The 25,731-nt window shown below is 51.0% G+C and carries 20 protein-coding genes, 3 tRNA genes, 1 pseudogene and 1 riboswitch; of the genes and pseudogenes, 20 read left to right on the forward strand and 4 right to left on the reverse strand.

The window, feature by feature from the left end; genetic code table 11:
• Positions 1-12: 12 nt before the first annotated feature.
• A riboswitch (cobalamin riboswitch) is annotated at positions 13-199 on the forward strand.
• A 257-nt stretch (positions 200-456) separates the two neighbouring features.
• From galE to QJ036_RS11685, 15 genes and pseudogenes are all read left to right on the forward strand, one after another.
• Positions 457-1,470, forward strand: a complete 1,014-nt coding sequence (gene galE / locus QJ036_RS11615) for a UDP-glucose 4-epimerase GalE (protein ID WP_283231547.1) — start codon at positions 457-459, stop codon at positions 1,468-1,470.
• A gap of 65 nt (positions 1,471-1,535) precedes the next feature.
• Positions 1,536-2,792, forward strand: a complete 1,257-nt coding sequence (locus QJ036_RS11620; RefSeq protein ID WP_283231548.1) for a D-alanyl-D-alanine carboxypeptidase family protein — start codon at positions 1,536-1,538, stop codon at positions 2,790-2,792.
• Positions 2,793-2,908: 116 nt separating this feature from the next.
• Positions 2,909-3,847, forward strand: a complete 939-nt coding sequence (pstC, locus tag QJ036_RS11625) for a phosphate ABC transporter permease subunit PstC (protein ID WP_283231549.1) — start codon at positions 2,909-2,911, stop codon at positions 3,845-3,847.
• Positions 3,834-4,757 carry a phosphate ABC transporter permease PstA gene (pstA, locus tag QJ036_RS11630; protein WP_283231550.1) on the forward strand — a complete coding sequence of 308 codons (924 nt, stop codon included), beginning with the start codon at positions 3,834-3,836 and terminating at the stop codon, positions 4,755-4,757. The genes pstC and pstA overlap by 14 nt, the downstream gene beginning before the upstream one ends.
• Positions 4,744-5,502: a phosphate ABC transporter ATP-binding protein PstB gene (gene pstB / locus QJ036_RS11635; protein WP_283231551.1), complete on the forward strand. Its 759-nt coding sequence runs from the start codon at positions 4,744-4,746 to the stop codon at positions 5,500-5,502. The genes pstA and pstB overlap by 14 nt, the downstream gene beginning before the upstream one ends.
• Positions 5,503-5,540: 38 nt before the next feature.
• Positions 5,541-6,206: a phosphate signaling complex protein PhoU gene (gene phoU / locus QJ036_RS11640; RefSeq protein WP_283231552.1), complete on the forward strand. Its 666-nt coding sequence runs from the start codon at positions 5,541-5,543 to the stop codon at positions 6,204-6,206.
• Positions 6,207-6,360: 154 nt separating this feature from the next.
• Complete coding sequence (locus QJ036_RS11645) at positions 6,361-7,269, forward strand: phosphate ABC transporter substrate-binding protein (protein ID WP_283231553.1); 909 nt, start codon at positions 6,361-6,363, stop codon at positions 7,267-7,269.
• 136 nt (positions 7,270-7,405) lie between these two features.
• Entirely contained in the window at positions 7,406-8,101 is a 696-nt protein-coding gene (locus tag QJ036_RS11650; protein ID WP_283231554.1) for a response regulator transcription factor, read from the forward strand.
• Complete coding sequence (locus QJ036_RS11655) at positions 8,098-9,498, forward strand: sensor histidine kinase (protein WP_283231555.1); 1,401 nt, start codon at positions 8,098-8,100, stop codon at positions 9,496-9,498. Before QJ036_RS11650 ends, QJ036_RS11655 begins: the two co-directional genes overlap by 4 nt.
• Before the next feature lie 245 nt (positions 9,499-9,743).
• Positions 9,744-10,319: pseudogene (locus tag QJ036_RS14255) on the forward strand (helix-turn-helix domain-containing protein); the annotation flags it as partial.
• A 39-nt stretch (positions 10,320-10,358) separates the two neighbouring features.
• Positions 10,359-11,798: a polyamine ABC transporter ATP-binding protein gene (locus QJ036_RS11665; RefSeq protein ID WP_283231556.1), complete on the forward strand. Its 1,440-nt coding sequence runs from the start codon at positions 10,359-10,361 to the stop codon at positions 11,796-11,798.
• A 12-nt stretch (positions 11,799-11,810) separates the two neighbouring features.
• Complete coding sequence (locus QJ036_RS11670) at positions 11,811-12,605, forward strand: ABC transporter permease (protein WP_283231557.1); 795 nt, start codon at positions 11,811-11,813, stop codon at positions 12,603-12,605.
• Positions 12,605-13,405, forward strand: a complete 801-nt coding sequence (locus QJ036_RS11675) for an ABC transporter permease (RefSeq protein WP_283231565.1) — start codon at positions 12,605-12,607, stop codon at positions 13,403-13,405. Before QJ036_RS11670 ends, QJ036_RS11675 begins: the two co-directional genes overlap by 1 nt.
• Entirely contained in the window at positions 13,402-14,895 is a 1,494-nt protein-coding gene (locus QJ036_RS11680; protein ID WP_283231558.1) for an extracellular solute-binding protein, read from the forward strand. Before QJ036_RS11675 ends, QJ036_RS11680 begins: the two co-directional genes overlap by 4 nt.
• A gap of 18 nt (positions 14,896-14,913) precedes the next feature.
• A complete protein-coding gene (locus QJ036_RS11685) occupies positions 14,914-16,191 on the forward strand; it encodes a saccharopine dehydrogenase family protein (protein ID WP_283231559.1) in 1,278 nt (425 codons plus the stop codon).
• Between the two features lie 93 nt (positions 16,192-16,284).
• Here QJ036_RS11685 and QJ036_RS11690 read toward each other — a convergent pair.
• Positions 16,285-16,357, reverse strand: a tRNA-Ala gene (locus tag QJ036_RS11690).
• Between the two features lie 156 nt (positions 16,358-16,513).
• A complete protein-coding gene (locus tag QJ036_RS11695; RefSeq protein ID WP_331487546.1) occupies positions 16,514-17,773 on the reverse strand; it encodes a peptidoglycan-binding protein in 1,260 nt (419 codons plus the stop codon).
• A gap of 204 nt (positions 17,774-17,977) precedes the next feature.
• Between QJ036_RS11695 and QJ036_RS11700 the strand changes: the two genes are divergently transcribed.
• Genes QJ036_RS11700 through QJ036_RS11710 form a run of 3 tightly spaced genes read left to right on the forward strand, consistent with a single transcriptional unit; the run spans position 17,978 to position 23,239 of the window.
• Positions 17,978-19,057 (forward strand): carbamoyl phosphate synthase small subunit, encoded by a 1,080-nt coding sequence (locus QJ036_RS11700; RefSeq protein ID WP_283231560.1) that lies wholly within the window; start codon positions 17,978-17,980, stop codon positions 19,055-19,057.
• A complete protein-coding gene (carB, locus tag QJ036_RS11705) occupies positions 19,050-22,262 on the forward strand; it encodes a carbamoyl-phosphate synthase large subunit (protein WP_283231561.1) in 3,213 nt (1,070 codons plus the stop codon). The genes QJ036_RS11700 and carB overlap by 8 nt, the downstream gene beginning before the upstream one ends.
• 32 nt (positions 22,263-22,294) lie before the next feature.
• Positions 22,295-23,239, forward strand: coding sequence for a CPBP family intramembrane glutamic endopeptidase (locus tag QJ036_RS11710; RefSeq protein ID WP_283231562.1), 945 nt, complete (start codon positions 22,295-22,297; stop codon positions 23,237-23,239).
• A 202-nt stretch (positions 23,240-23,441) separates the two neighbouring features.
• Here the strand turns inward: QJ036_RS11710 and QJ036_RS11715 are convergent.
• Together QJ036_RS11715 and QJ036_RS11720 are read right to left on the reverse strand one after the other, a co-directional pair.
• A tRNA-Met gene (locus QJ036_RS11715) sits at positions 23,442-23,515 on the reverse strand.
• 4 nt (positions 23,516-23,519) lie between these two features.
• Positions 23,520-23,592, reverse strand: a tRNA-Val gene (locus QJ036_RS11720).
• Between the two features lie 201 nt (positions 23,593-23,793).
• Between QJ036_RS11720 and QJ036_RS11725 the strand changes: the two genes are divergently transcribed.
• The gene (locus QJ036_RS11725; RefSeq protein WP_283231563.1) at positions 23,794-24,729 is read left to right on the forward strand and encodes a diacylglycerol/lipid kinase family protein; all 936 of its coding nucleotides are present in this window, start codon (positions 23,794-23,796) and stop codon (positions 24,727-24,729) included.
• A 174-nt stretch (positions 24,730-24,903) separates the two neighbouring features.
• Positions 24,904-25,605, forward strand: coding sequence for a phosphatase PAP2 family protein (locus tag QJ036_RS11730; RefSeq protein ID WP_283231567.1), 702 nt, complete (start codon positions 24,904-24,906; stop codon positions 25,603-25,605).
• Positions 25,606-25,731: the final 126 nt, after the last annotated feature.

Here is a 25,731-nt window from a genome sequence, read left to right on the forward strand (position 1 = left end):
TAGTTAGTATGTGCAATGAATGCCGTATCAAGTGCCTGCCCATGGCGAGAAGAGGGAATCAGGTGAGAATCCTGAGCGATCCGGTCACTGTATTCAGGGAGCACCGTCTCAAAATCCATTGCAAACCCTATCATGCGAGAAGGAGAGACGGAGGCGTTGAACTGTAAGTCAGGAAACCTGCTTGGTATGTGAGATGGGCTTCCGTGAAAAGCTTTACATCCAACAGAGGAGTTCCTCTGAGGTGTCGGCTTATGGGTTAAGCAGACATATTTTTTATCTCAAACAGTATTTACATGCACAATCATCGTTGCGGAGAATGAGTCCGTGCATGGTGCGTTCCTACTCGCCGGGCATTGCCCGTACGCCGTGTTTCCGGGCTGTGTGCACATTCAAAAGAACGATGGGGACGCGCCGGCAGGTGCGTCCCTTTTAAAGTTTATTGGAGGATGATCGGTTATGGCAGTTTTACTTACCGGGGGAGCCGGTTATATCGGTACCCATACGGCCATCGAGGTGGCAAAGAGCGGATATGATGTGGTGATCGCGGACAATCTGGTCAACAGCTGTCCGGAGGCTGTGAAACGGGCAGAGGAGCTTGCCGGTGCTCCTTTTCCGTTCTATCAGGTGGATGTGGCGGATGAGGAAGGGCTGGAGAAGGTGTTTGCCAGTCATACGATTGAAGCGGTCATTCATTTTGCGGGGCTTAAGGCGGTAGGAGAATCGGTGGAGAAGCCCCTGGAGTATTATGAGAATAATCTCGGCAGCACCCTTACTCTTTTGAAGGTTATGAAAAGGCATGGCTGCAGCCGGATCGTGTTCAGCTCATCGGCGACGGTCTATGGGACACCGGAGACGGTTCCTATCACCGAAACGATGCCTGTGGGCAGAAGCTGTACCAACCCCTACGGTTGGACCAAGGTGTTTATTGAACAGATCCTGAGGGATGCGGCCCATGCGGATCCTGAGCTTTCCGTGGTGCTTCTCCGGTATTTCAATCCCATCGGCGCCCATGAGAGCGGCAGGATCGGGGAGAATCCCAATGGGATTCCCAACAACCTGATGCCCTATATTTCCCAGGTGGCTGTGGGAAGGCTTCCGAGACTGCGGGTGTTCGGAAACGATTATCCGACACCGGACGGGACCGGGGTGCGGGACTATATTCATGTGGTAGATCTGGCAAAGGGCCATGTGGCTGCCCTTTCTTACGGAACCGGTCATAAAGGTGTGGAGGCCTTTAACCTGGGAACCGGAACAGGTTACAGCGTTCTGGATCTGGTGCATACCTTCGAGCGGGTCAACGGAGTGAAGATCCCCTATGATATCGTGGAGCGCCGGGCCGGAGACATTGCAGAGTGCTATGCGGATGCTTCCCGGGCGGAGAAGGAGCTGGGCTGGAAGGCCGAAAAGACTCTGGAGGATATGTGCCGTGACACGTGGAACTGGCAGAGGAACAATCCTCAGGGCTATTGATACGGGAATAGAAATGAAAAAAACGGAATAAAATAGAAGTAACGATAAGACCCGGAGCAGGTTTTATGAAACGATTACTTCAAATGACGGCTGTTTTCTATCTGTCGCTTTGTCTGGTATGTGCCCTTTGCACATCGGTCATGGCGTCGGACGGAGGACAGCCTTTTTTTTCGTCTCCAGAGACAGCCGATCAGCCGTCGCCCGAAGAAAAATCCAGGTCTGCAGATCTGGGAATCACGGCCCGTTCGGCGATTCTCATGGAGGCGTCCACCGGAACCGTCATTTATGAGAAAAATGCAGATGAAGCCCTTCGGCCGGCCAGCATTACAAAAATCATGACGCTGCTTCTGATTTTTGATGCCATTCGGGATGGGAAAATACGGATGGATGACCAGGTGACCACCAGTGCCTATGCAAAATCCATGGGAGGCTCGCAGGTGTTTCTGGAGGAGGGGGAGGTCCAGACTGTAGAGACTCTCATCAAATGCATCGTCATTGCCTCGGGGAATGATGCGGCTGTGGCTATGGCGGAGTACATAGCAGGGAGTGAAACGGAGTTTGTGAGACAGATGAATGAAAAGGCCAGGTCCCTTGGTATGGAACAGACCAATTTCGAGGACTGCTGCGGACTGACTGATTCGGAGACCCATCTGACCTCGGCACGCGATGTGGCCATCATGAGCCGCGAGCTGATTACTCATTACCCCCAGATCGAAGCTTACAGCACCATCTGGATGGAAAACATTACCCATGTAACGAAAAAGGGAAGCAGTGAGTTTTGTCTGTCCAATACCAACAAGCTGTTGAAAATGAGCAATTCCTTTACCGTGACCGGCCTGAAAACGGGAAGCACCAGCCTGGCAAAATACTGTCTGTCGGCCACGGCAAAAAAAGACGGAGTGGAGCTGATTGCCGTGATCATGGCGGCTCCCGACTACAAGGTACGGTTCTCCGAGGCGGCGAGTCTGTTGAATTACGGCTTTGCAGGCTGCCGTCTTTACACGGACAGTGACGAAAATCGGGAAGCTCTTCCCAGGCTTTCGGTAGCCATGGGCGTAGAGCCGGAAATAAAGCTTCAGTATGGGGGAGATTTCTCCTATTTAAGTATGGACGGATCGGATTTTACAGCGGTGGAAAAAACGATCACCCTGCCGGAAAAGCTGACAGCCCCGGTGCGGGAAGGAGACATTGTCGGAAGCCTCACCTATACCCTGGAGGGAAAGGAGCTGGGAACCGTAAACATTCTGGCGGCTGAGACAGTGGAGGCGGCATCCTATCAGGATTATCTGGGATGGCTGTGGAAAAAGATGATTTTTGCATAGGAAAAATTTACTTCCGTTACGGAAACTTTACCACATTTATACGGTGGAGTGGTGTTGAGAGGAAAAAAAACGTGATATTTTGTGTAAGAGACAAGAAGAAAAAGAGAGGAATGCATATGAGATCAAAAAGCTTCAGTATCGTTGGAAGCAATAAGGCCAGAAGCATAACGGAAAGAACCGCCGGCTGCATTTTTATGATCTGCGGCGTGTTTGCCATTCTGGCCGTTGCTGTTATCACCCTGTATATGATCCTCAAGGGAGCGCCGGCTCTGGGTAAAGTGGGAATCGCAGAGATCCTGCTGGGAACCGTATGGGCGCCGACGGCAGCAGAGCCCTCCTTTGGGATCCTTTATATTATTCTGACATCAATCGTCGGTACCATGCTGGCGGTGCTCATCGGAGTGCCTGTAGGCGTGCTGACTGCGGTTTTTCTGGCAGAGGCAGCACCGCCGCGGCTGGCCAAAGCTGTAAGGCCTGCCGTGGAGCTGCTGGCCGGGATCCCCTCTGTCGTTTACGGACTGGTGGGAATCCTGATCCTGAATCCCCTGATGTATAAGCTGGAAATGTTTGTGTTTAAGGGAAGCACGACCCATCAGTGGACAGGCGGGTCCAATCTTCTCTGTGCGGTACTGGTACTGGCAGTCATGATTCTTCCTACGGTCATCAATATCAGCGAGTCAGCCCTGCGGGCAGTTCCGAAGGATTATAAGATGACCTCTCTGGCCCTGGGAGCCACCAGGATCCAGACTATCTTTCATGTGCTTCTGCCTTCGGCAAAATCGGGAATTGCCACTGCCGTTGTGCTGGGCGTGGGACGGGCCATCGGAGAGGCTATGGCCATCTGCCTTGTGGCCGGCAACTCTGTGAATATCCCTCTGCCCTTTAATTCTGTAAGATTTCTGACAACGGCCATGGTCAGCGAAATGTCCTATTCCTCCGGCCTGCACAGAGAGGTGCTGTTTACCATCGGCCTTGTTTTGTTCGTTTTTATCATGATCATCAATCTGATCCTGAGCCGGGTAATGAAGAAAGGAGCGGAACATGGAGACAAATAACAACAGTCTGTTTGTAAAACGGAAGCGTCCAACGGATATGGTATTGAAAGTCCTCATTTATTTCTGCGCTATCCTGTCCATTTCACTGGTGATCGGGATCGGTGGCTATGTGTTTGTCAGGGGAATAAAAGCCATCAACTGGCAGTTCCTTACGACCGTGCCAAGCAGCAGGAAGGGAACCTTCGGTATTGCAGGCAATCTGGTCAATACTCTTTACATCATTGTGATCACTCTGCTCATCGCAACACCCCTAGGAATCGGCGCAGCCATTTATCTCAACGAATATGCAAAGCCCGGGAAGCTGGTGCGCGCCATTGAGTTTACCACGGAGACTCTTTCCGGTATTCCGTCCATTATTTTCGGTCTGTTTGGCATGGTGTTCTTTGGGACGACCCTGGGACTTTCCTACTCCATTCTCACTGGTGCCCTGACGCTGACACTCCTCATCCTGCCGCTGATCACAAGAAATACCCAGGAGGCTCTCCGGACCGTGCCGGACAGCTACAGAAGCGGCGCCCTCGGCATCGGAGCCACCAAATGGTATATGATACGGACCATCCTTCTTCCGTCGGCCATGCCCGGAATCCTTACCGGTGTGATTCTTGCCATCGGACGAATCGTCGGAGAATCCGCTGCCCTGATCTTTACGGCAGGAAGCGGCTATCTGCTGCCGAAGACCGTCGGCGGGGCTTTCCACAAGGTCCTGGAATCGGGAGGAACTTTGACCATTGAAATGTATCTGCGGATGTCCAATGCAGAGTACGATTACGCCTTCGGAATCGCGCTTGTGCTTCTCGTCATTGTGATGGGAATCAATGCACTTACGAAGGTTCTTACAAAACGCTTTGATGTGACAAGGATGGATGAGCGGAAAAAGAAGAAAACAGGAGGAAACTATGCTGGCAAATAAAATTACTGCGGAAAAACTGAATCTTTATTATGGAGAAAATCATGCTCTGAAATCGGTCAGTATGAATATCCGGGAAAAAGCGGTGACGGCTCTGATCGGTCCCTCCGGATGTGGGAAATCCACCTTCTTAAAGACACTGAACAGGATGAATGATCTTGTACCGGGGGTACGCATTGAGGGGAAGGTGACTCTGGACGGGGAAGATATTTATGATCCGGCTGTGGATACGACGCTCCTGCGGAAGAAAGTGGGAATGGTTTTCCAGCAGCCCAACCCCTTTCCTATGAGTGTTTATGACAATGTGGCCTACGGCCCCAGGATCCACGGAATAAAAAACAAGGCAAAGCTGGATGAGATCGTGGAGAAGAGTCTTCGCTCAGCGGCGATCTTTGATGAGCTGAAGGACAGGCTGAAAAAATCTGCCCTCGGCCTTTCCGGCGGCCAGCAGCAGAGACTTTGTATTGCAAGAGCTCTGGCAGTGGAGCCGGAGGTGCTCCTGATGGATGAGCCCACATCGGCTCTTGATCCCATTTCCACCCTGAAGATCGAGGATCTGATGGCGGAACTTCGGAACGATTATACAGTGGTCATTGTGACCCATAACATGCAGCAGGCGGCCCGTATTTCCGATTATACGGCATTTTTCCTGGTGGGTGAGATGGTGGAATTCGGCACCACCGATGACATTTTCGCAAGACCGAAGGATAAGCGGACGGAGGATTATATCACCGGACGGTTTGGTTGATGGATGAACCATATCAGAATGAGGAAGGAGAATGCGTTGTGACAACGAGAGTGAATTATCAGAAAGAGCTTGCGATGCTGGGACAGTCCCTGGAGGAAATGGGAGAACTGGTGGAGAATAACATTGAAAAATCTCTGGCAGCCTTTGAGAAAAGAAATGTGGAGCTGGCCCAGGAGATCGTGAAGGGAGATCGGGCGGTGGATGACATGCAGCGATCCATCGAGGCGCGCTGTCTGTCCCTGATGCTCCACCAGCAGCCGGTGGTGGCCAGAGACCTGCGTCTGGTGTCCTCGGCGTTAAAGATCGTCACAGATCTGGAACGGATCGGCGACCATGCCCAGGATATTGCGGAGCTGGTCCTTCGGATCACCGACGCGGATATCATCGGAAATGTGGGACATATCATCGAGATGGCATCAAAGGCCAAGAAGATGATGAAGGATGCCATTCACGCCTATACAGCCCGGGATATGGCTCTGGCGGATCAGGTGACCAGGGATGACGATGCGGTGGATGATCTGTTTAATGAGGTGAAGCTGGAAATTTCCAATCTTTTAAGAGATGGAAAGGAACCGGTAGACGACTGTGTGGATGTACTGATGATCGCCAAATATCTGGAACGGATCGGGGATCATGCGGTCAATATCTGTGAATGGACAGAGTTTAATGAGACCGGTGTGGTAAAAAACATCCGCCTTCTGTAAGGAGTCGCACTGTAAAAAGAGGAACAACAAAGACGAGTTTACGGGAAATTTACAAAAATCAGATATAAACGTGATAGTTTACTGAAAAAACCAGTGCTAAACTGTGGATGTTCCAAGAGAAAAAGAAAAGACAAGAAAAAGGAGAGGAATTAAAATGAGAAAGAAAATTGTTGCAGCCGTAATGGCAGGCCTCATGCTGTTATCTCTGGCAGCATGCGGAGAGAAAAAGGAAGAGACAAAGGCAGCCGATACCACTGCAGCTGAGACAACAGCAGCTGAAACAAAGGAAACAGAAGCAAAAGAGACAGAAGCCAAAACAGCTGATCTGAGCGGTTCCATTGCCCTGAGCGGTTCCACCTCCATGGAGAAGATGGTGAGAGCTCTGAGTGAAGCCTTTATGGAAGTAAATCCGGGCGTTACCGTGAATACGGAATTCGTTGGCTCCGGCGCAGGCATTGAGGCAGTAACTGCAGGCACAGTAGATATCGGAATTTCCTCCAGAGCCCTGAAGGATGAGGAAAAGGCAAACGGCGTTATTGAGAATATCGTAGCAATCGACGGCATCGCTGTAGTTGTAGATCCCTCCAATGAGGTGACAGCCCTTACCAAGGATCAGCTGATCCAGGTTTATGACGGTACTGTTACCAACTGGAAAGACCTTGGCGGAAGCGATATGCCCATCGTGGTCATCGGCCGTGAGTCCGGATCCGGTACAAGAGGAGCCTTTGAGGAGCTTCTGAAGCTGGAGGACAAATGCAAATACGCTTCTGAGCTTGACAATACCGGCGCTGTTATGGCAAAGGTTGCTGCAACTCCCGGAGCCATCGGTTATGTATCTCTGGATGTGGTGGATGACAGTGTCAAGGCAGTTTCTCTGGATGGTGTAGAGCCCACAGAAGAGAACATCAAGGCAGGAAGCTATATTCTCAGCAGACCCTTCGTAATGGCTACCAAGGGTGAGATCTCCGAGCAGAATGAACTGGTTCAGGCATGGTTTGAGTACATTGCCAGCGCTGAGGGCCAGGAGGTAATCAAGTCCGCAGGTCTGATCCTTCCCAACTAAGAGATCTTCAATAAACGGAGGATATGGTTTACAAGAAATCGAAAATGATTTACACTGAGGGGTGAGCAGAATTTCTGCCCGCCCTGATGTGCGGTTAAAAAAAACGGAATGCAGAGGATCGAGAAAGGAATCAGAAATGGAATTGATTTATGTCATTGAGGACGATGAGAATATCCGGGAGCTTATAAGGGCAGCTCTTTCCAGCTATGGCTATCAGGTGGAGGCTTTTGAGGCGGCAGAGCCGGCCCTGGAGCAAATCGAGAAGGATCAGCCGGCTTTGGCGATCTTTGATCTGATGCTTCCGGGAATGGATGGACTGGAGGCCATTGAGCAGATTCGGAAAATGCCTCAGGTGAGCAGTCTTCCGGTCATTGTCCTGACGGCCAGGGATAAGGAATTCGACAAAGTCATCGGACTGGACAGAGGAGCCGATGATTACATGACGAAGCCCTTCAGCGTACTGGAACTGGCAGCCAGGGTTCGGTCCCATCTGAGACGGGAAAATGCCAGAAAGCAGCCGGCCGGGAGTCTCCGGGAGGGCAGGCTTTTGATCTGTCCGGAAACGAGAGAGGTATTTCTGGATGATGTCCCGATTCATCTGACGCTGAAAGAATATGAGCTTTTAAAATACCTGGCAGAGAATAAAAACCGGGTGGTTCCGAGAGAACAGATTCTGAATCAGATCTGGGGATATGAGTACGAGGGAGAATCCCGTACGCTGGATATGCATATCAGAAGCCTTCGCCAGAAGCTGGGGGAGGACGGTGCGGAAATGATCAAGACCATACGCGGAGTTGGCTACCGCTTTTTCAGCCAGGGGAGTGAAGAGTGAAAAAATCCATTTTCAAAAAATTTGTTCTGATGATTCTGCTGGCCCTTCTGGTGAGCAGCACGGTTTTCGGTCTGGTCATGAGCCGCAGGATCCTGGGGCAGACGGAGGAGAAGCTTTCTGATACCCTGAGACTTATGGATTATATCCTGGATTATGAGGGAGATGTGGAAAGCCAGATCGACTCCCTCTGTGCCATTGACGGAAATGAAAACAGCCGTGCGACGGTCCTGCGTGCCGACGGTCAGGTGCTGGCGGACAGTGGTGTGGTGGACACAGAGCAGATGGAAAACCATCTGGACCGGGAAGAGATCCGCGAGGCACTGGAGAAGGGCCAGGGCTTTGCCACAAGGTATTCCAAGACGCTCCACGAGCAGATGCTTTATGCCGCTATGACTGTCGAAGACGGACAGTATGTGCTGCGCCTTGCGGTTCCTTATGAGGGGCTGTATACGTATCTGAAGGTGCTCATTCCGGCGGCCCTTGCGGGAATCGCCGTGGCAATGGCAGCGTCCTTTTTCATGGCTGAACGGTTTGCCGGATCGGTGTCTACCCCTTTAAAGGAGATCGCCGCTGAGCTCAGAAAGGTGGATAAGGGTGAGCCGGAAATCTTCATGAAGCATTACCGGTACGAGGAACTCAATGTGATCATCGATGCCATGAATCAGATGTCGGCGGAGATCGGAAGTTACGTGAAGAAGCTGGAGCTGGAGCGTATCGTTCGTCAGGAGTTTTTCTCCAATGCCTCCCACGAACTAAAAACTCCCATCACCTCCATTAAAGGCTATACGGAGCTTCTCGGAAGCGGTCTTATTACAAAGGAGGAGGTGCGGGAGGATTTCCTCAGGAGAATCGGGGTTGAGGCTGACAACATGACAAGCCTGATCAATGATATTCTGATGATCTCGCGGCTGGAGACCAAGGACGTAGAGGAGGAGATGGCAGTTCTCCAGATCTGTCCCATTGTCGATGACGTGCTTTCCTCGCTGGAACCGGTGGCGGCCGATTACGGCGTGAAAATCTATGCGGAGTGTGAGCCGCTTAAGGTGAATGCCAGTCTCCGTCAGTTAAAGGAGCTTCTCAATAATCTTCTGATGAATGCCGTCAAGTACAATAAGCCTGACGGTGTGGTGCGCCTGACCGTCTCCTCCGACATGGAGGATCTGGTCATTGTGGTCAGTGATACGGGCATGGGGATTCCCAAGGAGGCCCAGAGCCGTGTGTTTGAACGGTTTTACCGGGTAGATAAGGGCAGGAGCAAAAAGCTGGGAGGTACCGGTCTGGGGCTTTCCATCGTCAAGCATATCGTGAATTATTATGGAGGAACCATCGGCCTGGAGAGCCAGGTGGACGTGGGCACGACCTTTACGGTGAGGCTGCCGATTGTTATACAGAAATAACAGGACTTGCAGTAACGTTATCCGTTCTCTCGTGATATACGTCTAATCGTTTGAGATATGCTTTATATTCAATAAGTTGGGAGTGTTGCACAATGACCTGAAATCAGAATGATTCCGGGTCAGGAGCAACGCTCTTTTTCTTATACTGAAAAAATCCCCCTGAAAACAATATTAATAGTTGACAAAATGTTTAATGATAGTATAATTCATCCTGGGGCGAAAGTTTAGCAAAAAATGATTTTGGGTTTAGGAGAAATAACATTATGGAATTGAACTATGTGAATGCCCAGATTGGTAAAAAAATCAAGGATTTAAGAAACCGCAAAGGGCTGACCCAGCAGGAGCTTGCGGACCGGACCGAGCTTACAAAAGGTTTTATCTCCCAGCTGGAACACGGGCAGGCTTCGCCGTCGGTAGTGACACTTTTGGATCTCATTGAGTGTCTGGGGACGACTGCGTCGGAGTTTTTCAAGGAAGCGATGGAAGAGCAGATCGTGTTTACGGAAGAGGGCTTTTTTGAGAAAGTCGACGAGGTGGGAAACAGCATCCAATGGATCGTACCAACGGCGCAGAAATACCGGATGGAACCTTTGCTGGTGTCGATGCAGCCCCACCAGAGTCTGGACGAGGATAAGCCCCATGACGGAGAAGAGTTCGGCTATGTGATCTCCGGGAAGCTGAACCTGTATCTGGGAGATCAGATCTATCATGTAAAGGCGGGAGAGAGCTTTTATTATCCTGCTAAACGGAAGCACCGCATTGAAAACCCGGGCAGCCGTCCGGCAAAATTTATCTGGGTGAGTACGCCGCCCACGTTCTGATAAAGAAAAATGCTTTTACGAGGATGAGAGGAAAAGACAATGGAGCAGAGAGAGAATATCATTGAATTAAAGCACATTACCAAAACGTTTGAGGACGGTTTCCACGCAGTGGAGGATTTCAATCTGGAGGTAAAGAGGGGAGAATTTGTGACCTTTCTGGGGCCGTCCGGCTGCGGAAAGACGACGACTCTTCGGATGATCGCGGGCTTTGACGTTCCGACAGAGGGGGAAATTCTGCTGAACGGAAAATCCATTACGGACCTGCCGCCCAATAAGCGGCCCATCAACACCGTATTTCAGCGGTATGCCCTGTTTCCCCACATGAACATTTTTGACAACATTGCCTTTGGGCTGAAACAGAAAAAGATCCCCAAAGATGTGATCGAGAAAAAGGTAAAAAAGGTCCTGGAGCTGGTGGATCTGGAAGGGTTTGAAAACCGCCGGGTCTCCACCCTGTCAGGCGGACAGCAGCAGAGAGTTGCCATCGCCAGGGCCGTGGTCAACGAGCCTGAGATCCTGCTTCTGGATGAACCTCTGGGCGCACTGGATCTGAAAATGAGAAAAGAGATGCAGCTGGAGCTTAAAGCTATGCACAAGGAGCTTGGCATCACCTTCATCTATGTGACCCACGATCAGGAGGAAGCCCTTACCATGTCCGATAAGATCGTAGTCATGTCGGAGGGCAGAACCCAGCAGATCGGCACGCCGGAGGATATCTACAATGAGCCGAAAAACGCCTTTGTGGCGGACTTTATCGGAGACAGCAATATTTTCAACGGTATTATGACCGGACATTTGAAGGCGCGTTTCTGCGGTGGCGAATTTGTCTGCGTGGACGATGTGGAGGAGGGGACCCACATCACGGCCGTTGTGCGTCCGGAGGATGTGGTGCTTACCGCACCCGAGGAGGGTACCATAAAAGGCGTTGTCACCTCGGTGATCTTTAAGGGAATCCACTATGAGATCGCGGTGGCCTCCGGAAAGAACGAGATGGTGATCCAGTCGGTGAAGGCGGCAAAGCCGGGCGACCTGGTGGGAATGAAGGTGGATCCCGACAACATTCATATTATGATCGCCGAGGATCACACCAATATTTTTGAGGTGGAGATCAACCGGAACCATCGTCTGGAGTATAACGGTACGGTTCTGGACACCAGCCTGACAAAAATTATCAGAGGCAGCAGGCGGACCGAGAACGGAATGCTGATCGATGCGGCGGGAGAGGAGATCGATCCGAAAAAGATACGGATCATGGCGGCGATCAGGCCGGAAGATATCCGGATGACTGACCATCAGGATGAAGGACTGGTACAGGGCTATATCAGCAATCTTATTTATAAGGGCGACCATTACAGCTATGTGATCCACACGGATATCGGCCAGGATTTTGTGGTCGACGACGAAGATCTTTGGAACATGGAAGATCAGGTTGGACTGATCATGCCGGTTGATAAAATGACTTTTTCAGTCAGGAGATAAGGAGAGAGACGGATGGGTAAAATTTCATTTTCCAGAAAAAGTCTGGGTATTCCCTATACGCTCTTTCTGGTACTGTTTGTGGTGGCGCCTCTTCTGGTGCTGATCTACTATGCGTTTACAAATGGACAGGGGCAGTTTACATTTGCGAACCTGGTCGGCTTTTTTACGAATCCCAACACGTTGGGAACCCTTTTCTACAGCGTTGCAGTGGCGGCGACAACGACGGCGGTCTGCCTATTGCTTGCTTACCCGACTGCCTATATTCTGGCGAAGAGCAAGCTGAAAGCGAAGTCTGTGATCGTGATGACCTTTATTATGCCGATGTGGATCAACTTTTCCCTTCGGATCACGGCCCTGAAGGAGATCCTGACGTTAATCGAGGGAAATCTGGCCTATTATCCTTTCCTCAATGCAGTGATCGGCATGACCTATGACTTTCTTCCGTTTATGATCCTGCCCATTTACAACACCATCGTAAAGCTGGACGAATCGCTGCTGGAGGCGGCCAGAGACCTGGGGGCCAATGAGACCGAGGCGTTTTTAAAGGTGACGCTGCCTCTTTCCGTACCGGGTATCGTAAGCGGCATCGCCATGGTATTTCTGCCGGCCATGACCAACTATGTAGTGCTGGATATGCTGTATAACAGCACTTATATCATGGGCAGTCTGATCGGAGGCTATTTTGCGGCATACAACTGGAACGGCGGATCCATGATCGCGCTGATCCTGTTGGCAATTATCTGTCTGTTTACGCTGCTCACCAGGGGGGCGGAGGAAGAGAATTCGAGAGGGGGTGCGCTTCTGTGATGAAAAAGGTATGGAAAGGCATTGTGATCCTGTTCGTTCTGCTGTTTTTGTATCTGCCGATCCTGCTTCTGGCCGTATACAGCTTCACCGATGCGACCCAGATCGGAGCGATCCGCGGATTCTCTCTGCATAATTATGTGACCCTGTTTACCACTCCCGAGCTGCGGGATATGATCGTCGGAACGATCCTTCTGGCCTTTTCTTCCGCAGTGATCGCAACGATCCTCGGAACAGCCGGAGCCATCGGTTCCTTTTACAGCGGGAAGAGGATGTCCTCGGCGATTTCCACGATGAACCAGGTCCCGGTCGTAAACGCGGATGTGGTGACCGGATTTTCCATCTGTATCCTTCTGGTGGTCGTGTTCGGCATCAGCAAAGACTCCTTTGTACCGTTAATTGTTGGCCATGTGACGCTTTGCGCACCCTTCGTGTTTCTGTCGGTGATTCCGAAGTTAAAACAGATGGATTCCAGCATTTATGAGGCTGCACTGGATCTGGGGGCGACGCCGGCAGTGGCTCTTCGGAAGATCGTGCTCCCTCAGATCATGCCGGGAGTGATATCCGGATTTGCATTGGCAGTTACCCTTTCCCTGGATGATTATTTTGTGGCGACTTATACAAAACCGGCCACTTTCGATACGATCAGCACCTATGTAGTGAACGCCACAAAGGGTTCTCAGACCACCATTAAAACGGCGCTGTGGGCACTTTCTACCGTGATTTTCCTGGTGGTTATTCTGGTTGTTGTGCTGATGAACCTGAAAGCGAAGACAGAGACGTCGGAAAGGGCAGAGGTATGAGAAAAAAGGGAATTTACAGAGCGGCCGTCATGGCTTTAAGCAGCATCCTGCTGTGTACCGGCCTGCCGTCTTTTGCGGCGTCCGGGGAAGAGACGCCGGAGGTGACCTTACGGGTCTGCAACTGGGAAGAGTATATTGATCTGGGCGACTGGGATGAGGAGGAGACCATCGACCTGGAGAGCGGCGATATCATAGGCGAAAACTCCATGGTGGAAGATTTTGAGGCATGGTATGAGGAAACCTACGGAATCAAAGTCCATGTGGAATATTCCACCTTCGGGACAAACGAGGATCTTTACAATATGCTTACCCTGGGAGATGTCTATGATCTGGTCTGTCCGTCCGAGTATATGATCATGAAGCTGATGGCGGAGGATAAGCTGGAGCCGCTTTCAGAAGATTTTTTTGACGAGACCGATGAAAACAATTATTACATCAACGGGGTTTCGCCCTATATCCGTTCCATTTTCGAGGAGAATGAGATCGAGGGGGAGGCCTGGGCCAAATATGCTGCCGGATATATGTGGGGAATCACCGGGATCGTCTATAATCCGGAGCTGGTGACAAAAGAGGATGCTTCCAGCTGGAACATATTGAACGATCCGGCTTATTACCGTCAGGTTACCATCAAGGACAATGTGCGCGATTCCTACTTTGCAGCCTTAGGCGCGCTGAAATCGGACCTTTTAACCTCGGAGGAGTTTTTGCAGGATCCGGACTATTCAAAAAATCTGGAAGCGGAGATGAACGATACGTCTCCGGAGACCATTGCGCTTGTACAGGAGTATTTGCAGGATGTAAAAAAGAACGCCTATTCCTTTGAGACCGATTCGGGAAAGGCCGATATGGTGACCGGAAAGGTGGCGGCCAACTATCAGTGGTCCGGCGATGCGGTGTATACGATGGACCAGGCCGACGAGGACGATTTCACGCTGGCCTTTGCAGTGCCGGAGGAATCCACCAATATTTATTTCGACGGCTGGGTCATGTTAAAAAGCGGGATCGGGGAGGATGCGGCAAAGCAGCACGCGGCGGAGGCCTTTATCAATTTCAATTCCAGGCCGGACAATGTAATCCGGAATATGTATTATATCGGTTACACCTCGGTCATTTCCGGAGGAGAGGACGAGAGAATCTTCGAGTATGCAGACTGGTGCTACGGTGCGGAGGAGGACGAAGAAGAGGTAGAGGATTATAATATCTCCTATTTCTTTACCGACGAGGAGGACAGCGAGGATTATGTGATCACGGCGCCTGCGGAGCAGGTGGACCGGCAGCTGTCGGCCCAGTATCCGTCCAGGGAAGCCATTGAAAGATCCTCGATCATGGTGTACTTCAACAACGAACAGAATGAAGCAATCAATCAGATGTGGATCAGCGTCCGCTGCTACAATATCAATGATGTGCCGGTGTGGGCATGGATCCTGACAGTCTGTGCGATTGCTCTGGTGGCTGTTTTTGGGGTACGGAACGCAAAACGAAGAGGATAAGAGGGGAAAAGAGAGCTTATGAGAATGATGTTGGTGGGCGCGGGAGCCGTGGGGGAGAGCATCTTAAAGATCCTGCAGTGGAGAGATCCGAACGGTTCCTGGCTGGAGTATGTACTGATCTGTGATTATGACAGAAAAAGAGCCGATGAAGTGGCGGGGATGCTGGGCGGCGACCGGCGGTTTGAAACCTCCGGAATCAATGCTACAGACCGGGAGGAGATGAAGCGGGTCATAAGAGACCATGAGATCGATTTTGTGATGGATGCAGCTCCGCCCTTTGCCAGCAATATGATCTTCGACGCGGCCTTTGAGACCGGCTGCAATTACGCCAGCATGGGGACCTGGTCGGTGCCGATGGATGAACCCGCCTACGGACTGGGCATCGAAAACAGCTATCTGGAGCCGATGACAAAGTATAATTTTGACCGACATGAAGCGTGGAAGGAAAAGGGCCAGATGGCGGTCATCTGCATCGGGATCGATCCCGGCGTGGTAAATGTGTTTGCCAAATACGCGGCCACAGAGCTTTTCGACGAGATTCATGAAGTCCATGTCAAGGACGGCGGAAATCTGTCCGTTCCGGGAGCAGACAAGGATGATATCATGTTCGGCTTCAATGTGTGGACTGTTCTGGACGAGGTGATGAATCCCAATGTGGAATACGACGAGTCACGGGGCGGTTTTCTTGTGGAAAAGCCTTTTGCCGGGCAGGAGGTCTTTGAGATGCCGGAGGGCGTGGGCCTCAATACGCTGGTGAAGGTGGAGCACGAGGAAGTGGTCACCATGCCCCGCTACCTGAAGCAGTACGGACTGAAAAAGGCGACCTTTAAGATCAGCCTCGACGAAAATCTGATCATGGCTCTGAAGGTGCTGGATAAGCTGGGGCTTCGTGGGCTTCACCCGGTTCAGGTGGGAGACGTGAAGGTCGTACCGCGGGATGTGGTGGCGGCCTGTGCGCCGCAGCCGAAGGATATCGGAAATGAGATGGTGGGTAAGATGCTGGTGGGCGTCCACTGCATTGGACAGAAAAACGGAGAGCGAAAAGAGTATTTCCTGTACCAGCCCTTTGACAATCAGGAATCCATGAAGCGCTTCGGATGCCAGGCCGTCACAGCCCAGACCGGCTTCGGGGCCGCTCTGGCGCTGGAACTGATCGGCCGCGGAATCTGGAGGGACGCGGGAGTTTTTTCGCCGGAATACTTCGATCCGAAGCCGTATTTGAAGCTGATGGAAGAAAGCGGGTTTAAATATGGCATCAAAGAACGGGGTGAGCAATCATGCAAAAGCGGAATCTGAAAAAGTGAAAGAATCAGAGGGCTGATTCCTGAAGATTTTGCATGATACGTGAAAAGACGGTACAGCTGTCCGGCTGACCGTCTTTTGCTAAAGTGGAGCATACGGGATTCGAACCCGTGGCCTCAACAATGCGAATGTTGCGCGCTCCCAACTGCGCTAATGCCCCTCACAATTATCCATTTTATCACAACCGGAGGAAAAGTAAAGAAGTTTTTCACCTCTTTTGTGCTCTGCTCATAAAATAGAAAAAAGGCATTCAGAGCGGGAAGAAAAAGCCCTCTCCGGATGCCTTTTTGACGGAATGAAATGGAATGGAAGGATTTCAGCTCAGCTCTGCGATTCTGGTGATGCCGACAAAGATTTCGGAAATCTTGTACCAGGTCCGGAAATCCACCACTCCGGTCACGGGAAGACCGAATACGGACTGAAAGGCCTCCACTGCGTTTCGCGTATTCTCTCCGAAGATGCCGTCGGGAGTCAGAGACGGGATCGCATAATACACGCTGGCGATGCTGTTGAGCTGTTCCTGCAGCTGTCTGACCTTCGGGCCGCTGGAGCCGATGGAGAGATCTTCGCCGGGCCAGGAGGAGGGAATACCGGAAATCTGCTCCGCTGAATTGATGTAGATATCTTCTCCATAATAATACCGGAGAATCTCGATGGGAGAATAGCCCTGTTCTCCCAGATCCCTGGAACCCCACTGGGTCATCCAGTCCGGGCAGGCCACTCGCTGTCCGTCACAGTATTGAGTGAGGATCGGCTGCTTTACGTCGGGACGGGACAGATAGCTGGTAAAAATGTCATCGACTACGGCAGAGATGCTTTCAAAGATGTTTCTTCCATAAATCCATTTGTGATCGTAGGCGGTGGAGGAAGTGATGGTGAAGTCATAGCCTTTGTTCCGGTACCATTCCGTATAGACCCGGTTCATGGTGAAGGACATAATGGCAAGCACATTGGCGGTGATGGTGGATTCCGGCCAGTTGGCGTAAATTTCACTGGAGGCCACATTTTTGATGTAATCCCGGTAGGGAACATAGTAATTGGAGGCCGAGGCATTGCGGGGTGTCCCGTCGTGGACCACGATGATCTCCGGCGTGACAACACGGCTCAGCACAATATTTCCGCTTTCGGCGATGGGCTTGATTTCCGGTTCGGCGATTTTAGGCGGATATTCCCCGTAAAGGGTGTGATCCGGGATCAGAATGTCAGGAGGAGTGACCTCATCCTCGGCAAGAGGCCGGAGTCGTACATTCTGGATGGAGGTGGCATCGGGCAGTACCTCGGAGCCCTCGACGGTCTGAGGCTCATAGCCGGGGGCTGAGACCGTGATGGTATATTCTGCGTAGGGGCGCGGTTCCCCGGGCTCCATGCTGTATTCCAGAGGCGGAGTTCCCAGAGTGACCTCATCCGTCTGGCCGGAGGAGTTGGTGTTCAGCTCCTCCAGAACACGGCCGTCTCCTCCGGTGATGGAAATGCTGACGGTGGCGCCGCTTATGGGAAAATTGTTTAAGGAGGAATTTACGGCGATGGAGAGCTTTCCCCTGTCGGTGGTATTGTTCTGTGATGCTCTTAAAATCAAGGGTGATCTCCCGGTTTTATTTCTATATAATATATGGAAGAAATGTGCTTCTGGTGCAGGTCATAAAATTCACAAAATTTCCTGGGATAAAAGGGTTGAAATGTGGAAAGCATTGTGGTAGAATTTTTACAATTTGAGCAAAAGTTGGATGGAGTGTACGGACTCTGTGCATTTTACAGGACTACGAAAGGAAGCGGTGGACACATGAAAGCTTTTCTGATACTAGAAGATGGAACCGTCTTTTCCGGTACCAGTATCGGCTCGGAAAAAGAAATTATCAGCGAAATTGTCTTTAACACATCAATGACAGGTTATCTCGAAGTTCTAACAGACCCCTCTTACGCCGGACAGGCAGTAGTAATGACTTATCCCCTGATTGGTAATTATGGCATTTGCCATGAAGATATGGAATCCTTAAAGCCCTGGCCCGACGGATATATTGTGCGGGAGCTTTCCAGAATGCCCAGCAATTTCAGAAGCGAAGATACGATCCAGCATTTTCTGGAGAGTAATGATATTCCCGGAATCGCAGGAATCGATACGAGAGCACTGACCAAGCTGCTCCGGGAAAAGGGAACCATGAACGGTATGATCACCACCAATGAGAATTATGATCTGGAGGAGGTGCTTCCGAAGATTCGGGAATACTCTCCCAGAGGAGTGGTCCGCAAGGTTACCTGTACGGAAAAGAGTGTGCTTCCCGGAAACGGTTTTAAGGTGGCTCTGCTGGATTTCGGCGCCAAGAGAAATATTGCCCGTTCCTTAAATGAAAGAGGCTGTCAGGTGACGATTTATCCTGCTTACACAAAGGCGGAGGAGATTATCGCAGATGCTCCCGACGGGATCATGCTTTCCAACGGACCTGGAGATCCCAAGGAATGTGTGGAGATCATCGAAGAGATCCGGAAGCTTTACAACACCGATATTCCGATTTTTGCCATCTGTCTTGGACATCAGCTGATGGCCCTTGCTACAGGCGGCGATACCTATAAATTAAAATACGGACACAGAGGAGGAAATCATCCGGTCAAGGATCTGAAGACCGGCCGTGTCTACATTTCTTCTCAGAATCACGGCTATGTGGTGGATACGGATTCTCTGGATGAGAAGGTGGCAGTGCCTGCCTTCATGAATGTCAACGACAGGACCAACGAGGGCCTTGCCTACACCGGAAAAAATATCTTTACGGTTCAGTTCCATCCGGAGGCCTGCCCCGGACCGAGAGATTCCGCATACCTGTTTGACCGTTTTCTTGAAATGATGGAGGTGAAGAGCCATGCCTAAGAATCCTGATATCAAAAAAGTTCTGGTGATCGGTTCCGGTCCCATTATCATCGGCCAGGCTGCCGAGTTTGATTATGCAGGTACCCAGGCCTGCCGTTCTCTGAAGGAGGAGGGCATCGAGGTGGTGCTCTTAAATTCCAATCCCGCCACGATCATGACGGACAAGGACATTGCGGACCAGGTCTATATTGAGCCCCTGACGGTGGAGGTCCTTGAAAAACTTATTGAAATTGAGAAGCCGGACAGTATTCTGCCTACCCTGGGCGGTCAGGCCGGCCTGAATCTGGCCATGGAGCTGGCTGACTCGGGATTTTTGGATACCCACAACGTGAAGCTGATCGGAACGACGCCGGAGACCATCAAGAAGGCTGAGGACCGTCAGGAATTCAAGGATACCATGGAGAAGATCGGTGAGCCCTGTGCTGCTTCCCTGGTGGTCCATGATGTGGAGTCCGGTATTGCCTTTGCCAATGAGATCGGTTATCCGGTGGTACTTCGTCCTGCCTATACTCTGGGCGGCAGCGGCGGCGGTATTGCCGACAATGAGGAACAGCTGGTGGAGATCCTTCAGAACGGCCTCCGTCTTTCCCGCGTGGGCGAGGTTCTGGTGGAGCGCTGCATCGCAGGCTGGAAGGAAATCGAATATGAGGTGATGCGTGACGGAAACGGAAACGTGATCACCGTTTGTAATATGGAAAACATTGACCCGGTGGGCGTACACACCGGCGACAGCATCGTAGTGGCTCCTTCCCAGACTTTGGGAGACAAGGAGTATCAGATGTTAAGAAGCGCGGCTCTCAACATCATTGACGAGCTCAAGATCACCGGCGGATGCAATGTGCAGTTTGCCCTTCATCCGGAAAGCTTTGAGTACTGCGTTATCGAGGTGAACCCCCGTGTGAGCCGTTCCTCGGCCCTGGCATCCAAGGCCACCGGTTATCCCATTGCCAAGGTGGCGGCGAAGATCGCCCTCGGCTATACCCTGGATGAGATTCCCAATGCCATCACCGGAAAGACCTATGCCAGCTTTGAACCCATGCTGGATTACTGCGTCGTAAAGATGCCTCGTCTGCCCTTTGACAAATTTATCAGTGCAAAGCGGACGCTGACCACTCAGATGAAGGCCACCGGCGAGGTAATGAGCATCTGTACCAATTTCGAGGGCGCTCTGATGAAGGCCATCCGTTCTCTGGAGCAGCATGTGGACAGCCTGCTCAGCGTGGATTTTTCAAAGGATACGGATGAGGAGCTTCTTAAGCACCTGCATCGGGTGGATGATCAGCGAATTTATGTGATCGCTGAGGCTCTGCGCCGCGGTGTTTCCTATGACACTATCCACGAGATCACAAAGATCGACAAGTGGTTTATTGATAAGATTGCCATTCTCACAGAGATGGAAAAGCGTCTTCAGACGGAGCCCCTCACAAAGGAGCTTCTGGCTGAGGCAAAGCGCATTGAATTCCCTGACAGCGTTATTGGCCGTCTGACCGGTAAGACGGAGCGGGAGATCAAGGAACTGAGAAACGAATACGACATTCATGCTGCCTTCAAGATGGTGGATACCTGCGCAGCCGAGTTTGCGGCGGAAACTCCCTATTATTATTCCTGCTTCGGCAGTGAAAATGAGGCTGCCGGCGACAGGAGGAGAAAGAAGGTTCTGGTGCTGGGGTCCGGTCCGATCCGCATCGGCCAGGGTATTGAATTCGACTTCTGCTCTGTTCACAGCACCTGGGCTTTCAGCGAGGCGGGCTATGAGACGATTATTATCAACAACAATCCGGAGACCGTAAGTACCGACTTTGATATTGCAGATAAGCTGTACTTTGAGCCGCTGACTCCGGAAGACGTGGAAAATGTGGTAGAGCTGGAGCGGCCTGACGGCGCTGTGGTTCAGTTCGGCGGACAGACTGCCATTAAGCTGACAGAAGCGCTGATGAAGATGGGCGTTCCCATTCTGGGAACCTCCGCCGAGGACGTGGATGCGGCTGAGGACCGGGAGCTGTTTGACAAGATCCTGGAGGAGTGCTGCATTCCCAGACCGGCAGGCCATACGGTGTTCACCTGTGAGGAGGCAATTCAGGCGGCCAACGATCTTGGTTATCCCGTTCTGGTCCGTCCCTCCTATGTATTGGGCGGACAGGGCATGCAGATCGCCATCAACGATCAGGATATCACGGAGTTTATCGGTGTCATCAACCGGATCGCCCAGGAACATCCGATCCTTGTGGACAAGTACCTTGTGGGAAAAGAGATCGAGGTGGATGCTGTGTGCGATGGAGAGGAAGTTCTGATTCCCGGCATCATGGAACATATTGAGCGGGCAGGAATTCATTCCGGCGACAGTATTTCCGTTTATCCGGCCCAGAGTCTTTCCGAGAAGACAAAACGGGTCATTGAGGAATATACAAGGAGGCTGGCAAAAGCGCTTCATGTGCGCGGTCTCATTAACATTCAGTTTATTGTCAGCAACGACGAGGTGTATGTCATCGAGGTCAATCCCCGTTCCAGCCGGACGGTGCCTTACATCAGCAAGGTGACAGGAATCCCCATCGTGAAGCTGGCAACTCAGGTGATCATCGGAACTACCATCCGGGAGCTGGGCTATGAGCCGGGACTTCAGCCGGAGGCAGATTATATTGCCATCAAGATGCCGGTGTTCTCCTTTGAAAAGATCCGTGGCGCCGATATCGGACTGGGTCCGGAGATGAAATCCACCGGCGAATGTCTGGGAATTGCAAAGACCTTCAATGAAGCTCTTTACAAGGCCTTCCTCGGTGCAGGCATCCATCTGCCCAAAACGAAGAAGATGATCATGACGGTCAAGGATGCCGATAAGCTGGAGGCCGTGGACATCGGGCGGAGATTTGCGGCTCTGGGATATAAGATCTATGCCACCAGAAGTACGGCTAAAGTGCTCAACGAAAACGGTGTCAAGGCCATCAGGATCAATAAGCTGGAGCAGGAGTCTCCCAACCTTCTTGATCTGATCCTGGAGCACGATATCGATCTTGTCATCGATACTCCCAACCAGGGGGCCACGAAGAGTCATGACGGTTTTGTGATCCGCCGGAATGCCATCGAGACCGGTGTCAATGTACTGACGGCCATCGATACGGCAAGAGCGCTGGTCACCAGCCTTGAGAACCGGGAGGAAGGCCTCAGCCTTGTGGATATCGCAACGGTGAAGAGCAGAGGCAGAAATTAGACCGGATTTACAGCAGTAAAAGGAGTGAAATTATGGAGAAGCAGGAAAGCTGGGGGAGGAGAATCTGGAGGCTGATCTATCCGGGGCTGACGTACTATGGCGTCTGCTTCATCGTAGAGGTCATTGCAGCTGTGTGGATCGCTTTTTCTACGGTTGCAGGATATGACGCAAACAGCCTGAACAGTGAGATGAATTATATTATCAATGAAATGCTGGAGAGGACCCTTTCAGTTGCCCTTGAGCTTCAGGTCCTGGCAGCACTCATCACCCTTCCTCTCCTGATTCTTTATTATCGGATGGACAGGAAGCGGGATGTGCGCTTTGGACGGGTGCGCCGGTTTACGCAGGTGCCCTCGTGGAAGTATGTGCTGGTGGCTGTTCTTGGTATGGCCACCTGCCTGGCAGGCAACAACCTGATCGCAATCAGCGGTCTTTATGAGATCTCGGATTCCTATGAGGCAATTTCCGAGCTTCTGTACGGGGGCAAGCTGGTTCTGGAGAGCGTTGGTCTGGGCATCATTGTTCCTGTGGTGGAGGAACTGATTTTCCGCGGACTCATGTATCGGAGAATGCGGGAATATATGAGCATCGGTACAGCTGCCGTTGTCTGTTCCCTGATCTTCGGATTCTACCATGGAAATCTGGTCCAGGGTATCTATGCCTTTTTGCTGAGCCTTTTGTTTATTTATGTATATGAGCGGTTCCATTCCATGCTGGCGCCGATCCTTTTCCACGCAGCGGCCAATGTGCTGTCAGTTTTGGTGTCGGAGACCGGAATGCTGGATGGGATTTATCGTTCGGCTGTACCGTTCTGGTCCTGTACCATACTGGCCTGTGCAGTTCTCATCGGCATGGTTTATCTGATTGAGAATTTTGTTCATTCGGAGGAAATACCGGTGCCGGCCGCAACAGAGGCGCTTCCGGAGGAGATCCGGCAGGAGGAGCAGGACGTGGAAAATCCCGAGGACAGGCAATGAAAGCAGATAAACGGCAGTGAAAGGAAAAATGCCGCAGAATATCATGAAATGAAAAAGAAAAGACAGCGCAGAGGGAAGAAATGCTTTTGTGCTGTCTTTTCGCTGTCTGAAACGAAAAGCGGAAGTGGTCTGACCTGACCGGACAGGGGATCTTTCGCAGAAAGAAAAAAGAAAAAGGTCCTGATTTCTCAGAACCTTTTCGTAGCGGAAGGGAGATTTGAACTCTCGACACCACGGGTATGAACCGTGTGCTCTAGCCAACTGAGCTATTCCGCCATAGTGGGGCCTATAGGGCTCGAACCTATGACCCTCTGCTTGTAAGGCAGATGCTCTCCCAGCTGAGCTAAGACCCCTAATGCAATTTTAAACAATATTTTATTTTCGACTGCTTTGCTAGTATACCCCGTATTGTTCAAATTGTCAAGACTTTTTCCACTATTTTTATTTATAAATTTTCTTTGTAACTTTGGTACGTTCTATGGTACAATAGAGTCATCATATAGTGTTAATGGCGGGATACTGCCATGACGCTGTACATTGGCAGGAGGACCCCCATGTATTATTTTATCGTGAATCCGCATTCCCGCTCGGGTAAGGGGATGAACATCTGGAACAGACTGAAAGAACGTCTTGACAGGGAGGAGGTTTCCTATGAAGCATATCTGACGGAGCGGCCGGGACATGCGGTGGAGTTGACTGCCATGCTTACCTCACCCCATCATGAGGACACAGATCCGAAAAACATTGTGGTTCTGGGGGGCGACGGCACTCTGAACGAGGTGCTCAACGGTCTTTCCATGAGCGCTCCCGTGAGCCTGGGCTATATTCCCTCGGGGTCCGGCAATGATTTTTCCAGAGGAATGAAGCTGCCGCGGAATCCGGAAAAGGCTTTGGAGTTTCTGCTGGATTCGCAGCGGATCCGCACCATCGATTACGGTATCCTGTCCTACGGGAAGGAGCGGCCGGTCCATCGGCGTTTCATTGTCAGCAGCGGCATTGGCTACGATGCGGATGTCTGTCAGAGTCTTTTATCCAGCAGGCTGAAGAAGCTCTTAAATCAGCTTCACATCGGCAAGCTGGTCTATCTGGTCATCGGTATAAAAAGGATTCTTCTCTGCAAAAGTGCGGACGGATGTCTGATGCTTGACGGGGTCAAAAAGGTGAATCTGAAACGGATCCGGTTTATTTCTTCTCACATTCAGAAATTTGAGGGCGGCGGATTCCGGTTTGCGCCCAAAGCGGATCCGTCTGACGGGTATCTGGATCTTTGCGTGGTGTCCGGGGTGTCGAAGCTTCGTCTGACCGTGCTGCTGCTTGCATCCCTGGTGGGAAGGCATACCAGCTGCAACGGAGTCCGCACCTATACCTGCAGAGAGGCATCGCTTCATACAGAAAAACCACTGTTCGTCCATACGGACGGTGAGGTTTTGGGAAAGCAGACAGACATTGTGGTCCGCTGTGTGGAAAAGAAAATAAAGTTTATGTGTTAAGATAAGAACGCGGATGGTGGTAAATGCAAATTTTTCAGAATTGTTTCTAAAGATTTGATTAAGATACTTGCCATCTGTAAAGAACCATGCTATAGTGGCACAGAGAAATATTGGAGTATTGTGCTAACGTTGTTGTTCTTTGTGGGAAAAGGAAGGCGACTGAGAGTGAAAGCAATGAAAAACTTCCTGTATAAGTACCGCCAGGCCTGGGTTCTTCTCTATGTGTTTATTTATTTTCCCTGGTTTTTCTGGCTGGAAAAACATGTGACTGTTGGTACTTCGTTTACCAATATCCATATCGCATTTGATGACCTGATTCCGTTTTGTGAGTATTTTATTGTGCCTTATCTGTTCTGGTTTCTGTATGTGGCAGGAACGGTGGTCTTCTTTTTATTCCGTCGTCCGAAAAAGGAGTTTTACCGGATGACGGGCCTTCTGTTCATCGGCATGACGATCTGCCTTGCCATCTGTACGCTGTTTCCCAACGGGCAGACCATGAGGCCTCCGGTGAATCCGGAAAAGAACATTTTCTCGAAGCTGATCGTTGAACTTTATAAAACGGATACTTCCACCAATGTATTTCCCAGCATTCATGTGTTTGCATCCCTGGGAGTCAATCTGGCATGGTGGAACAGCGGCATATCATCCAAACAGCGATGGATCCGCCCGGTGTCTTCGGTAATTGCAGTTTCCATCTGTCTTTCCACGGTATTCTTAAAGCAGCATTCTGTGGTGGACGGACTTGGTGCCATTGTACTGACGATCGTTTTATATTTCTTTGTTTATCAGTGGGAAATGGTAAAGGCGTCTGTCAGAACGGCGAGAGAGCGGGCGAAGTCGAAACGGCGCCGGCTCTACGGATATAAAAGTAAATAGGAAAGGGGGCTGTAAAAAAACTCCCCTGACAGAAAAATCGCCCAGACCGTGAGGTCTGAGCGATTTTTTGGTATAATTAATTATGCTACTAAATAACAATACCAGTACTAATTATACTATGCGTCA

The organism is Fusibacillus kribbianus (assembly GCF_030053595.1).
In the GTDB taxonomy this organism is placed as follows: Bacteria; Bacillota; Clostridia; order Lachnospirales; family Lachnospiraceae; genus Lientehia; species Lientehia kribbiana.